Here is a 13,618-nt window from a genome sequence, read left to right as displayed (position 1 = left end):
GGGGCCTGTCACCACGTCATTCGCGCGCAGGGGCCAAAGGTGGGAACACCGAGCACCCCGGATACCCATAACCCCAACGCCAGGGCAGGCCCGAACAGGGGCCGCCGCCAAATCGGACCGCCGCGTACATCGCCTCGGCCGTGACAGAATGAGCAGTACGGATTTGTTCGGCCGTCATGTCATAGCGCTCGGCATATTCCTCGGCATGGTCTGTTCCATGCTGTTTGACGCAAGCACGCAAGGTGTCGTCCGCGGACAAGCGCGCGTCATAGCTGTCTTCGGCCCGCAAAGCCCCGCCAGCATGGTGATAGGCGCGATCATGGGTCACACAGCAGTATTCCCACGGTGGGTGCGCCTCATACAGCCCCCGAAAGCTGGGGAACGTATCCGCCACAAAGCGCCAACTGGCCGAAAGACCACCCGAACAGCCATCCGTTTCAAACGGGGTCAACTCTGCGCTACTGCGCTCCGCCATCAGGGCGCGATGTGCTGGTAGCTCAAAGCTGCGCATGACGTCTTGCGCGAAGGCTGGCGCGGCACTCGCCAAAAGGATTGCCGCCAGATTAAGGGCTTTCATCGCGCATCGCCTCAGTATCAAAGGACATGCCAAAGGTCGTCGCCAGCCATAACAACAACCGCTCTGCCGGCCCCAATTCGGCGCGCACACGCAGAACTTCATTTGCCATCGCTGGTCGGTCCGTGATCAGCCCATCCACCCCCATCGACGCCATCGCCGACATTTGCAGCGGATCATTCACTGTCCAGACATAGATGTCCTTACCCGCCGCATGGACCGAATTGACCAAGCCCGGCGTCGCCATCGCGGCGTTCACCGCAACAAAATCACCTTCGAGACCCGACAGATCACCCACAGCAGTCGCGGCCAGAACACCAGCGCGCCAGTCGGGGCGAATCGTCTTCATCTTTTGCACTGCCGGGTATTTTAGCGACATCGTTGCAATGTCGTCCTGCATGCCCAACTCTTCGACGAGGGCGACAACCCTATTCTCAAGGTCTACGTCGTGGCCGTAGTATTTCAGTTCGATAATGACCTTGGCCTTGCCCTTCGCGGCCTCCAGCACATCACGCAACGTCGGCGTCCGCTCATCTGCGTATTCAGGGCCAAACCAGCTGCCGATGTCGATCTGATCGATATCCTCCATCGTGGCATCCCACACCTTTAGGTTAACACCGGCCAGTTTCATGAAATCACTGTCATGGGCGACGATGACTACATCATCCGCTGTTTCCTGTACGTCGATCTCAACCCAGTCGGCCCCGTCCTCAATCGCCTTGAGAACCGAGGCCATCGTGTTTTCTGGCTTCAGCGCGGCAGCGCCGCGATGACCGATAACCTCTGCGCGGTCCGGTGCCTGCACCCTTTCCAGAAGGTGCTGCCCGAACCAAATCCCAACAAGAACAGCAACGATGGCGGCCCCAACAGCCGTAACCATTGTTCTGCGCAGGTTGCGCGGCTTTGGAGGGGTTGGTTCTGATGTCTGGATATCAAAGAACCCATCGAGCAGCACTGCCAGTGCGCCCAGAGCCGTGGCTGCCAATACCAGTCCGGCCAGTGACCAGATACCGGCAACGGCAAGGCTGTAAATCAGGGCCAATCTCAGGTTGGCTGCGCCTTGCAGCGGCACCAGCGCGAACAAAAGCCCGGCCAACCAGGCGATCACGGCGGCGATGATAAGGCGCACAGCCAGCCAGATGGCCAGCTCTATCTTGAGGCGTCCGCGCTTACCTTCCATCCGACTGGCGCTGATGCCAAACGCATGTCCGGGGTGAACGCCCTCGAACAAAACCAAATGCAGCGACAAAGCCCAGGCTGACAGGCGTCGGATCAACACCCAAGCCATAGCCAGCGCAACCGCCCCGATCAGCACCACAGCCACCCAGAATGAGGGCGGGTGGAAGGTCAGATAATAGTTGATGTCATACTCAGTCAGCGTCCACCACGCGATCACGGCAGAAACGATCGCAAAGGGCAGAACCAACAGCAAAACCCGCACAACAAAGCGCACCGCAAATCCAAACAGGGATGGAAGCCGCGACAGGATCAGCCTGATCGAAGAACTGCCGGCGCGCCATGGGTCCGGCTCTGCCATCCGCAGCGACCCGGCCATGACCGAGAAGACAAACACCTCGGCCAGTAGAAACAGGCTGAGAACCACAACGGCCGCAATAAACCCGGCAGGTGAGAGGATGAATGCAGCGATCGCCTGATCAGTCAGCGCCGTCTGGTTGGACAGCGATACGGCAAGATTCACCGTGATCGCCACGCCGGGCGCAATCAGCGCAACCAACAGCAGGCGCACAACAAGATAGATAGGCACAAATACACGGCGGCGGGCCCACGATCCTTTGTAGGCACTTGTAACGGCAGAGAAAGTGGTCACGTGAGGCCCCCTTTAATGGTGGACTCATTCAAGGCTGCGCAGACGTGAATTGCAAGTCAGGTGATCAGCTTTCTTCCAGATCCGCCGCCAGACGGAACCCGATCCGGTTGGCAGGTTTATCCTCAACCGATTTGGGCAGGGCCCGCAGCATCACGTTCAGCTGGCTGACATGTTGTACAAGCTGAGTGCGCGCGCCGGTCGCATCGGACCCATAAAAGGTGATGATATCGGGATCAAAATACCCCATCCCCTCGATCCGCATGACGCCTGCGTCGCCGCCGGTGAATCCCATCGCAACCTCTTGGTCGCCTGTCAGGGTCTTCTCGAAATTCTGGATATAGAGGATCAGACGTTCATACGCCCATTGCGCGGGGCTTTTTGTTTCAACCGGTTTTTGCAACGGACCGGGCAGGTCTTTTGCGCCTGACTTTGCTTCGGGGTCGGAATGCACTTCGTAGCAGCGCGGCAAAGCTGCGGCTTCGGCGGCCTCGGCCGAGGTTTCGATCTGATCCTGCATAGCTTTACCCTTTGCGCTGAAACTCCCACGCCCCGTCCGCGCGGCGCGTCCGGGTGACAGCTCCAATGTGGTAAAGATGGTTCAGATGTGCAACCGCTTCGACCAGCGCAAGCCCATACTCGCCACCGCTGATCTGCCGTTTGAACAAGGGCATGAAACAGTCGGCAGCGGTCTTGGGCTGGTCCAAATACTTTTCCAAACGATCCAATGCACTGTGGTGGTTGTCGATCAGTTGCCTCATCCGGATGGGCAGCCCGGTGAATGGCAGCTTGTGCCCGCCCAGCACCAGATGATCGGGTCGCGCCAGCCCCTGAAGCCGCTCGCAGGCCTCAAGCCATTCAGCAACCGGATCCGCCAAAGGTTCGGTGACATAGACACCCAGGTTGGGACTGATCGAACTGAGGATCTGATCGCCGGTGATCACCAGATTGTCGTCGCGGCTCCAGAATGTCGCGTGTTCGGGGGCATGGCCATTGCCCATATGAACATCCCAGTCGCGCCCACCCATGCGGATCACACTGCCTTGCTTGATCCGGATGAAACCCAGCGGCATCGGATAAACTGTGTCGCAATAATTGAAGGGGCGCTCGGCCATCCGCTTGGCCAGCACGTTGGGTGCCATTCCTGCACTGCGGTAATAGTCCAGCGTCTCCTGGGGCCAACTTTCCTGAACATCCAGTTGCAGCATCCGCGAAAACAGCCAGGCGGTGCGCGACGCCACCAGTTCCACACCATGCTCGGATTGAAACCAACCCGCATTGCCCACGTGATCCGGGTGATGGTGGGTCACAACCACCCGCGTGATCGGCTTGCCCGCCAACGGGCCTGCCATCAGCTTTTCCCAGATGCGCCGTGTTTTGTTCGACGACATTCCTGTGTCGATCACGGTCCAGCCGTCCCCATCGTCCAGCGCATAAACGTTAACGTGATCCAGCGCCATGGGCAGCGGCAAACGCATCCACAGAACACCTTCGGCAATCTCGGTCGCCTCGCCCTCGGCCGGAGGCTCTGACCAGGGATATCTGATTGCCAAAGGGGTATCTCCGTCCATCAGGATACAAACTCCTCGGCGCTGAGCCCGAATACATCATCTGCCCCGTTCTGTGCTTGAACAAGCAGCCCAGCATATTCAGGCAACAGCGCGTTGATGTAATACCGGGCCAGTTTGAAGCGCGGACCACCCGGTTCAGCCAAAGCCGACTTCAGGTGGTAATGTGCACCTAAAACGCGGGCAAAGGCGTGCAGATACGGCAACGCCCCGGCAAACCGATTGTTCATATCAGACTGCGCCACCATCCACTCGGTCGTCTCGCGCAAGCTTTCGGTCGCTTCCCAAACCGGGCCAGCCAGTTCGGGCATCGTCGCCCGCGCCTGTTCAGCATGATCTTCGATCTCGTCCAGTAGGCGCGAGGCTGCTTCGCCGCCATCCATCATCTTGCGCGCCACCAAATCCATCGCCTGAATACCGTTGGTGCCTTCGTAGATCGCGGTCACGCGGACGTCGCGATAATACTGAGCAGCACCGGATTCCTCGATGAAGCCCATACCGCCATGTACCTGAACACCGGTCTCAGATACGCGCATTCCCGTCTCGGTGCCAAAAACCTTGCCAATCGGCGTCAAAAGAGCGGCACGAGACATCCAATCGGCGTCGCCCGTTGCATTTGCCATATCGATGGCCGCGGCGTTGGCCAGCATAATCGCACGCGCAGCGAAAGTGTCAGCACGCATGCTCATTAACATCCGACGCACATCCGCGTGGTCGATAATGGTGCCCGAGGGGGTTTTGCCCTGTTTCCGCTCCAACGCATAGGCCAGCGCGTGCTGATAGGCACCTTCGGCTGCACCCACGCCCTGACCGCCAACACCTAGGCGCGCGTTGTTCATCATGGTGAACATCGCGGCCATGCCGCCATGTTCCTTGCCTACAAGCCAGCCTTTGGCACCGTCAAACTGCATCACGCAAGTTGGTGAGCCGTGCAGGCCCATCTTGTGCTCGACCGATACGACCTTCAGATCATTGGCCACACCGGGATTGCCGTTCTCATCCGGCAGCAGCTTGGGCACCAGGAACAGCGAAATGCCCTTGGTTCCGGGAACGCCATCTGGCAGGCGCGCCAGTACCAAATGGCAGACATTCTCAGCAAAATCGTTGTCACCCCATGAGATAAAGATTTTCTGCCCTGTCACAGAAAAGGTGCCATCCCCATTGGCTTCGGCTTTCGAAGTCAACGCACCCACATCCGACCCGGCCTGTGGTTCGGTCAGGTTCATGGTACCAGACCATTCACCTGCCATCATCTTAGGCAAATACAGCGCCTTGAGCTCATCGCTGGCGTGATGTTCCAGCGCTTCGATCTGGCCCTGTGTCATCAGCGGCGCAAGTTGCAGCGACAAGCAGGAGGCCGACATCATCTCGTTCACGGCGGTGGTCAGCGTCATCGGCAGACCCATGCCGCCATATTCCGGATCACCGCTCATCCCGACCCAGCCGCCTTCGGCTATGGCTTTCCAGCCATCAGCATACCCGGTCGAGGTACGCAGCACGCCGTTTTCCAAGCGCGCGGGCTCAAGATCACCGGGGCGTTGCAGAGGGGCCATCACCTCTTCGCAAAGTTTTCCGGCTTCGGTCAGAATGGCACTGACCACATCGTCGCTGGCTTCCGAGAACTTCTCGGTGGCAGCGATCTTGTCAAAATTGACCGCGTGGCGGAACAAGAATTCATAATCAGAGATTGGGGCGCGATATGGCATGTCTTCCCTCTGGGCTGTCTGATTGCGTTTACGCTGACGGGCTTGGAATTTCCACCGCCCACCTTTATGCATCTGGGTTCCACCGATTAGGTATCGGTCTAAATGCTATACGCAATCAAAACGCGGCGTCACCACCAATGATCCCCAACGGCACTCTGACATTAAACGCCGATCCTGCCGGAATCGCGCAGGCGGCAGACTTGCTGCGCCAGGGTCTTCTGGTGGCTTTCCCGACCGAGACGGTCTACGGCCTGGGCGGCGATGCCCGTAACGGAGAAGCAGTGGCAAGCATCTATGCCGCCAAGGGACGACCCAGTTTTAACCCGCTGATTGCGCATGTAGCTTCGGCCGAAGCTGCACGGCGTTTCGTGACATGGTCCGATAATGCCGAGGCTTTGGCGGCCGCGTTCTGGCCCGGGCCGCTGACATTGGTGTTGCCGCTGCGGCCGGATCACGGGATATCCTCGCTGGTAACTGCCGGGCTGGACACGCTCGCGGTGCGGGTTCCAGCCCATCCTACGGCGCGCGCGTTGCTGTCCGAGTTTGACGGCCCGGTCGCCGCGCCTTCTGCCAACCCATCCGGACAAATCAGCCCAACGACCGCCGCGCACGTCCTGTCCGGGTTGAATGGGCGCATCGCCGCGGTGTTGGATGACGGACCATGCGGGGTCGGATTGGAAAGCACCATTGTGGGTCTAGCGGGCGAGCCTGCCCTTTTGCGCCCCGGCGGTGTTGCGCTGGAACAGATCGAGGTGGTTCTGAAGACTCAGTTGCACCACCACCAACCGGGTGATGCGCTGAACGCGCCCGGTCAGTTGCAATCGCATTATGCGCCGGATGCGCCCGTTCGTCTGAACGCCGGCACCGCCCAAGGCGACGAAGTTCTGCTAGGGTTTGGCGCGGTAGACTGCGATCTGAACCTGTCAGCGAAAGGTGATCTTGCCGAGGCCGCTTCCAACCTGTTCGCCGCGCTGCACAGCCTGAATGACACCGGCAGACCAATTGCTGTGACGCCCATTCCGATACATGGTTTGGGTGCGGCCATTAACGACCGTCTGCGCCGCGCTGCGGCCCCGCGTAACGGCTGATCAGGCGCGCCCGGACTCGGCTGACAGGATCAAGGGGTCAACGCCCAAAGTCGCAAGCGCACCTCCCCATTTTTCATCGTCGGCTACATCGAAGACCAGCTTGGACGACGCCTCGGTCGTGAGCCAGCCGTTCATCGCAATCTCATCCTCAAGCTGACCGGGCCCCCAGCCTGAATAGCCTAGCACCAAAGTGGAGTTCAAAGGCCCGCGCCCCGAGGCAAGATCCTCGAGGATATCCAGCGTTGCGGTCATGCTGAACTCATCCGTGATGTGCATGGAATGCAAGTTGGCCTCGTAATCCGAGCTATGCAGGACAAAACCACGCGACATCTCAACCGGGCCGCCGAAATGGACCAAACGTTCACCCACGACCGGAATCCGGCAAGGGATGTTGAGCTGACTCAACAGAGTTTTCAGCCGCAAGTCCGAAGGTTTGTTGATAATCAACCCCATAGCACCATCTTCACCATGGCTGCACAGATACACCACTGAATGGTCAAAACGCGGATCGCCCATGCCGGGCATCGCAATCAACAGTTTTCCGGTAAGATCCATGGGCCGACATCTCTTAGCAGGTCTGTTTCAACAATGACCTTTGGTCACCCGGAATGGCAAGGGATCAGAGCACATTTCCGCAGATTTCATCCCAGTGACCGGAACGTGACTTGGAATCTGCTCCGCAACCGCGCATTTATGAACCATGAGCGTTAAAAAGATATTTCCGGCGATCGCCCTTACCATCGGCGTGGCCTTACCTGCGACAGCGCAGGTAAAAGGCCCTGTTGCTGAGTTGGACATTCTGGACGGCGGACGTACAGCGAAGGGTACATATTTAAGCGCCGTGCGCGTGACGCTGAAAGACGGTTGGAAAACCTATTGGCGTGCGCCGGGGGATGCTGGAATCCCACCGGAATTCAACTGGAACCGCTCGGACAATGTTGGCGATGTGTCGATTACGTGGCCCGCACCGGATGTCTTTGACCAGAACGGGCTGCAATCGATCGGCTATGAAAACCAACTGGTTCTGCCGGTCGAGATCACGCCGAAAAACCCGGCGCGGCCCGTACGGCTGCAAGGAACAATGGATCTCGGCGTCTGCAAGGATGTCTGTATCCCCGAACAACTGGAATTTGACCATACTCTGGACGCAGAAGCCGGGCGCAACCCGACCATCGCCGCAGCGCTTGCCCAGAGACCCTTTTCTGAACGAGAAGCCAACGTGGCCCAGGCAAGCTGTCACCTGTCGCCAACAGCCGACGGGATGCAGATCGAGGCACGGGTGACCATGCCTTCTGCCGGCGGGCGGGAGGTTGCGGTGATCGAACCGGGCAATCCTGCTCTCTGGGCCTCTCAGACGCAGACAAGGCGGACGGGCAATACTCTGGTCGCAACCTCCGAGGTAATCAACGCATCCGGAGGGCCATTTGCGCTGGACCGATCGGAAATCCGTATCACTGTCCTGGGTGCAAATCACGCGGTCGACATTCAGGGCTGCAGCACAGGCTGAGCCCGGTGATTTCATGACGCAAACCCCGAAAATCGGCGCCTTGGCGGTTGTTCTGCATCAGGACCATGTGCTTCTGGTGCAGCGCAGCAAGCAACCCGATGCTGGCTTGTGGGGCTTTCCCGGTGGCCATGTGGAATGGGGCGAGACCGTTCTGCAAGCCGCGCGAAGAGAGCTGCGCGAGGAAACCTCAATCATCGCAGAACCACTGCTCTATCTGGACAATCTCGATCTGCTGCGCTGGGACGCAAACGGCGACGTCCAGACGCACTACCTGCTGGTTGGGGTGGCTTGTCAGTATCAATCCGGCACGCCCGTGGCCGGTGACGATGCGCGCGATGCTCGCTGGTTCCCGGTGGACCAGATCCGCCGCGGCGAACTGGAGATGAGCAACCGCGTCGTCGATCTGCTGGAAACCGCCCTGCGCCGGACTTAGGTCGCGGGCCTTTTGAGCCGGGTATAAAGCAAGCCAGAGACTGCCACGCTGAGGAACAGTATCAGCGCAGCACCTGTCACGAATGCGCCTAAGCCCATCCGAAGAATAGCCATGCCATCCTCGCCCGCATAAAGCCCGGACAAGAACCCGATGGGCGCGCCGTAAATTGCGGGCCACACCATCGTGACCGTAAACCATGAAAGCAAGGCGAGGCCCGAACACGCCAACGTCCACTGCACCACACGGTCCGGGGCACGTGCCGCCCGACGCATCGCGGTCATTGGGCGGGACAGATCGTTCAGAATCGCAAGCAACGCCGGGACTAGCAGCAGGACCAGCAACATTCCAAAGCCCAGCCCATAGACCAAAGTAATGACTGTGGGTTTGAGAAACTGCGCCTGCTGCGACCCTTCGTACAGTAACGGGGTCAGCCCCAGAACCGTGGTCAGCGTCGTCAGCATCACAGGCCGCAACCGGTCTGCGGTGCCTTCAACTATCGAAGGCACAAGCCCGCGCTCTTTCTGGTAATCGTCGATGGTGGTCACCAAAACAATCGAGTCGTTGATGATGATCCCCGTCATCCCCAGCAAACCGACAACCGTGAACATGCTCAGCGGGACGTCCCACAGATAGTGTCCCCATATCGCGCCGACCAATCCAAAGGGAATAATCGCCATCACCACCAGTGGCCGCGTCCAGCTGGCAAAGACCCAGGCCAGTACAAGATAGATCCCTGTCAGGCACAGGATCAGACCAGTACGGGCCTCGGACAGGAACTCATCTTCCTGTTCGCTCAAACCGGCCATGCGCCATTCGACCTGCCGTTCCGAGGCAATTTTTGGCAGGATTTCCTCGCCCATGGCACGTGCAATCTCAACCGCGCGCGTCGGGTCATCTTCCGATATGTCACCGTTTACCGAGATTACACGCAGGCCATTTTCGCGCCGGACGGTCGAGAAGCCGGATTTCCGCTCGACCGACACGATATCGGCCAGCGGTACATAAACGCCGTCCGGCGTGCGCATCAGAGTGCGTTCCAGAAAGTCGGCGGTCAGCTCTCCTTCGGGCAGTTCAACCCTGATCTCGGCACTACGCGGGCCGTCCGGGAAGGTCGCCGCCTCAATGCCATTTAACCGGTCGCGCAAGACGCGTCCCAGCGTTTCGATCCTAAACCCCAGCGACTGACCCTGGGCTGTCAGATCCAGAATGTACTCTTCCTTGTCATAGGCAAGGTTGTCTTCCAGCGCCGAAACCTCGGCGTATTTTGACAACTCGGTCTGCAAATCCTCGGAAGCGGATTTGAGCGTATTCACATCCGCGCCATAGAACTGAACGTCAATTGCATCGCCACCGGGCCCAGAGCGCCAGCCCCGGAAGCTGAGCAGTTCGACCTTCGGGTGGCGCGGAACAAAATCCTGCAACTCACCCACAAACTCAAAGCTGGAATAGGGGCGCAGATCCGCATCAATCAGCTCGATAGAAATACCACCCAGCAAATCAGCATCTTTACCATCGGCAGCAGCCAGCCCCCAACCTGCGGATCCGCCAACCTCGGCCAGAACATAGTCGATCGGGTTGCGACCGTGGCGGTCTTCATAGATTTGGCCCAACTCTTCGGTAGCGCGCTGCAACTCGTGCATCATGGCCACAGTCTCGGCGCGGGTGGCGCCTTCGACCATTATGAAGTTGCCCGTGACCGAGCCACGCTCGGGTGCGTTAAAGAACCGCCAGTTCACGTCGCCGCGAATGAAGAGGGCAATCTGACTGGCCAGGACCACCACCATCAATGCGACCACCACATAGCGCGCCCATACGACCCAGGCGATCAATGGGCGGAACAAATGGTCCCGCACCCAGCGGAACCCACGATTGACCACGCGGTTGGGCAGATCATACCAGTGTTCTTTGGTGGAATGCGCGATGGCATGCGCCATGTGGTTTGGCAAAATGAGGAAGCATTCGATCAGTGAGGCAATCAACACCGCGATCACCGTAAAGGGGATGTCGCGGATCAACTCGCCAAACCGGCCGCCAACCAGGGTCAGACCAAAAAAGGCAATCACCGTCGTCAGGGTCGCCGCAAAAACCGGCATCGCCATACGCCGTGCCGCCCGTTCGGCAGCCACCATCGGTGCCTCACCCAGCCGGCGCGCGCGGAAATCAGCGTGCTCGCCCACGACGATGGCGTCATCCACAACAATGCCCAGCGTGATGATCAGGCCGAACAGGGACACCATGTTGATGGACAGCCCGCCGATATACATGAAGGCGATCGCGGCAGACATGGCAACCGGAATACCTGCTGCGACCCAAAAGGCGATCCGCGCATTCAGGAACAAAAACAGCAGACAGACCACCAGGCCCAAGCCAACAAGGCCGTTGTCGACCAGAATATCCAGACGGTCGGTGATCGCCTGAGCGCGGGTTCTGATCAGCTCGATCGTCACCCCTTCGGGAACGCTGGCCTGCATTTCCCTCACAACGTCTTCTACCGCGTGCTGGATTTCGATCGCGTCACCCAGGTTTGAGCGATCTACCCGCACCGACATTGCCGGATTTTCGCCCACAAAGTAGCTGCGATTGCGGTTGACCCCTTCGACCCGGATCTGGGCGACATCGCCCACCAGCAACTTGGACCCATCCGCAAAATTGCGCAGGGCGATACCTTCGATTTCTTCGGGTGTGCGCTTTTCCGTACCCGTGCGAATACGGGCATTCGCGCCAGTCACATCACCTGCTGGGTTTGCATTGACCTCGGCCGCGACAGCCGACGCGACCTCGGACAGGGTGATGTCGTTGGCAATCAGTTGGGCGGTCGGTATCTCGACCACGATGCGCGGCGCAGCAAGCCCCCGAATCGTGGTACGGGTAACCCCGACTGCGAAAAGACGGTTGATCAACTCGTCCGTGAACTTGGCCAGCTGATCAGGATCGACAGGCCCGGTGACAACCACATCTGTAACCCGGTCCCGCCAGGCACCCCGCCGGATTGTTGGTTCTTCGGCATCGTCGGGTAGGCTGGTGACACTGTCGACGGCGGTCCGTACTTCTTCGACGGCGCGGGACATGTCCCAGTTTGGCTCGAACTCGAGCCGAATGCTGGCGCGCCCCTCGCGTGACGTGGACTCGGTGCTGGCGACACCCTCGACCGCCAGCAAGGCGGGCTCAAGCACCTGAACGATACCGTTGTCCACATCTTCGGGACCGGCCCCATCCCAGTCCACACTCACGTCGACGCGCTCCAGGATCACATCCGGAAAGAACTGTGCCCGCATGTTCGGGATTGCCGCTGCGCCCAGGACCAGCATCACCAGCAGCAGCAGGTTTGCCACTGTTTTGTGACGCGTGAAGTAACTAAGTATGCCGCCTGCCGCGCCGGGGATCTCGCGCATCATGGCGCTTAGCCCCCCGCCCTGTTTTCAAGCCGCTGGACAAGCGAGGCGGGCACCTTGGCCTCGCTCAACTGACCCAGAACCCGTTCTTTGACGTCCTTTGGCATGCGGGTGCTGGCCTCAACCTGAGCGACCAACTTAGCGCGCTGTTCCACAGACAGCTCAACCATATCCGGTGCGGCCCCGGCGCTATCATCTATCCGCAGGGGCCGGACACGCACGCCCGACCCCAGCAGCGGCGTACGGCCTATCACGACCTCACGCCCAACCAAACCTTCGCCGCGCAACAAGACCTCGTCGCCCTGACGGCGGATCAGCTGGACTGGCAGCGCTTCGAGCCTGTCATTCTCATCCAGCACCAACACTGTGCCAACAGCATCAAGAACCGAAGACGGCAGCAGTACTACGTTGTCCAGCGGTTGTTCCTGCACTGTGACGGTAACAAAATCGCCTGGCTTGAACCCCGACGCCTCATCCAGTCGGGCATAGATCAAACGCCCGGTCTGCCCTTCGCCCGCCGATCCGCTGTCGCGGCTAATGCGGCCTTGCGCGGTCAGGTCGGTGCCTGTGACCTCAAGCGAGATAGTCACTGGCGCGTCGATCAGATCACCGTCTGCATCCAGCAATCGGACGTATTGCGCGGTTGAGACCCGGAATGCCACCTCCAACGCATTGGGGTCGACAAGCTCCGCCAACTTTTCGTTCGCGGACACAAGCCGTCCTTCGACCAGTGTTACATCCGTCAATGTGCCCCCGAACCGGGCGCGGATTGTCATATCATCCAGATCGCGTTCAGCCGCCTCAAGCGCAATGCGGGCTCGTGACAACAGGGTGGTCGCCTGATCGACGCGGGATTCTGCCTGGGCCAGCGCAATCCGCCGCGCCAGCACCGCCTGCTGCGCGGCAGCCTTGGCCAGCTCGGCTTCTTCCACAGATGCTGCGGCCCCAACTCCGCGGGTCTGTAAATCCTGTTGGCGCTGCAAGGCGCGCCCGCGCAGCTCCGCCTGCGCCTCAGCCGAGTTCAACTCGTCCTGCGCCAGCAGCAGCGACCGCTCCGCGTCACGCTCTTCAAACTGCGCGTCCAACAAATCGGATTTTGCCCGGTCCAGTGCGGACTGGGCGTCCGCGGGATCAAGTTCAACCAGAACTTCGCCTGTTGTTACCACACCGCCATCTTCAAAATCTTCAGCCAGCCCGACAACACGCCCGCCCAGCGCGGCGCGCAACTCTAACCTGCGACGGCTTTGAACTTCGCCGAAGGCTTCAAGATATGGGGTGACGGTCTCCAATTCCGCAGACCGAACAGAAACGGCAAAGACACGCTCGCGCGCCTGCGGAGCCGACTCCTCCCGTGTCAGAACGTCTTGCACGGCGCCCGAAATCATCTGCGCCGCCACAAACAACAGGGCCACTGTCAACGACGTCAAAAAGACTCCAACAAGGCTTTGCCTCAGAAATCGCATATAAAATTCACCCCGGTTGCATCAGGCTGCCATTAGCAAAAGGTAGCTGGGCAGAAAAAAAT

General features: G+C 59.5%; 11 protein-coding genes. 3 read left to right on the top strand and 8 right to left on the bottom strand.

Features of this window, described 5'->3' with window-relative positions; translation table 11 throughout:
• Positions 1-16 precede the first annotated feature (16 nt).
• The 5 genes from AC2FJC_RS06595 to AC2FJC_RS06575 all read right to left on the bottom strand — a co-directional run bounded on the left by AC2FJC_RS06595 (position 17) and on the right by AC2FJC_RS06575 (position 5,673).
• Positions 17-577 carry a hypothetical protein gene (locus AC2FJC_RS06595; protein WP_496738878.1) on the bottom strand — a complete coding sequence of 187 codons (561 nt, stop codon included), beginning with the start codon at positions 575-577 and terminating at the stop codon, positions 17-19.
• Entirely contained in the window at positions 564-2,402 is a 1,839-nt protein-coding gene (locus AC2FJC_RS06590) for a glycerophosphodiester phosphodiesterase (protein WP_496738877.1), read from the bottom strand. Before AC2FJC_RS06590 ends, AC2FJC_RS06595 begins: the two co-directional genes overlap by 14 nt.
• Before the next feature lie 64 nt (positions 2,403-2,466).
• Positions 2,467-2,919 carry a DUF6173 family protein gene (locus tag AC2FJC_RS06585; protein ID WP_058273581.1) on the bottom strand — a complete coding sequence of 151 codons (453 nt, stop codon included), beginning with the start codon at positions 2,917-2,919 and terminating at the stop codon, positions 2,467-2,469.
• A 4-nt stretch (positions 2,920-2,923) separates the two neighbouring features.
• Positions 2,924-3,970, bottom strand: coding sequence for an MBL fold metallo-hydrolase (locus AC2FJC_RS06580; RefSeq protein ID WP_282120079.1), 1,047 nt, complete (start codon positions 3,968-3,970; stop codon positions 2,924-2,926).
• Positions 3,970-5,673, bottom strand: coding sequence for an acyl-CoA dehydrogenase family protein (locus AC2FJC_RS06575; RefSeq protein WP_282120078.1), 1,704 nt, complete (start codon positions 5,671-5,673; stop codon positions 3,970-3,972). The genes AC2FJC_RS06580 and AC2FJC_RS06575 overlap by 1 nt, the downstream gene beginning before the upstream one ends.
• 137 nt (positions 5,674-5,810) lie before the next feature.
• Here AC2FJC_RS06575 and AC2FJC_RS06570 point away from each other — a divergent pair, with 137 nt between their 5' ends.
• A complete protein-coding gene (locus AC2FJC_RS06570; RefSeq protein WP_496738876.1) occupies positions 5,811-6,761 on the top strand; it encodes an L-threonylcarbamoyladenylate synthase in 951 nt (316 codons plus the stop codon).
• Here AC2FJC_RS06570 and AC2FJC_RS06565 read toward each other — a convergent pair whose 3' ends face one another.
• Entirely contained in the window at positions 6,762-7,316 is a 555-nt protein-coding gene (locus tag AC2FJC_RS06565) for a YqgE/AlgH family protein (protein WP_109312945.1), read from the bottom strand.
• A gap of 145 nt (positions 7,317-7,461) precedes the next feature.
• On the opposite strand from AC2FJC_RS06565, the gene AC2FJC_RS06560 reads away from it, so the two are divergent.
• Positions 7,462-8,268, top strand: coding sequence for a protein-disulfide reductase DsbD domain-containing protein (locus AC2FJC_RS06560; protein WP_496738875.1), 807 nt, complete (start codon positions 7,462-7,464; stop codon positions 8,266-8,268).
• 13 nt (positions 8,269-8,281) lie between these two features.
• The gene (locus AC2FJC_RS06555) at positions 8,282-8,701 is read left to right on the top strand and encodes an NUDIX hydrolase (protein ID WP_496738874.1); all 420 of its coding nucleotides are present in this window, start codon (positions 8,282-8,284) and stop codon (positions 8,699-8,701) included.
• Here the strand turns inward: AC2FJC_RS06555 and AC2FJC_RS06550 are convergent.
• Both AC2FJC_RS06550 and AC2FJC_RS06545 read right to left on the bottom strand, forming a co-directional pair.
• On the bottom strand, positions 8,698-12,096 hold the full coding sequence (locus tag AC2FJC_RS06550; RefSeq protein ID WP_496738873.1) for an efflux RND transporter permease subunit: 3,399 nt from the start codon (positions 12,094-12,096) through the stop codon (positions 8,698-8,700). The genes AC2FJC_RS06555 and AC2FJC_RS06550 overlap by 4 nt on opposite strands.
• 5 nt (positions 12,097-12,101) lie before the next feature.
• The gene (locus tag AC2FJC_RS06545; protein WP_496738872.1) at positions 12,102-13,556 is read right to left on the bottom strand and encodes an efflux RND transporter periplasmic adaptor subunit; all 1,455 of its coding nucleotides are present in this window, start codon (positions 13,554-13,556) and stop codon (positions 12,102-12,104) included.
• Between the last annotated feature and the right edge of the window lie 62 nt (positions 13,557-13,618).

This window comes from Ruegeria sp. CDSB117 (assembly GCF_059611005.1).
Note: the sequence above shows the minus strand (reverse complement) of the source record. Positions and strands in the feature narration are given on the sequence as shown.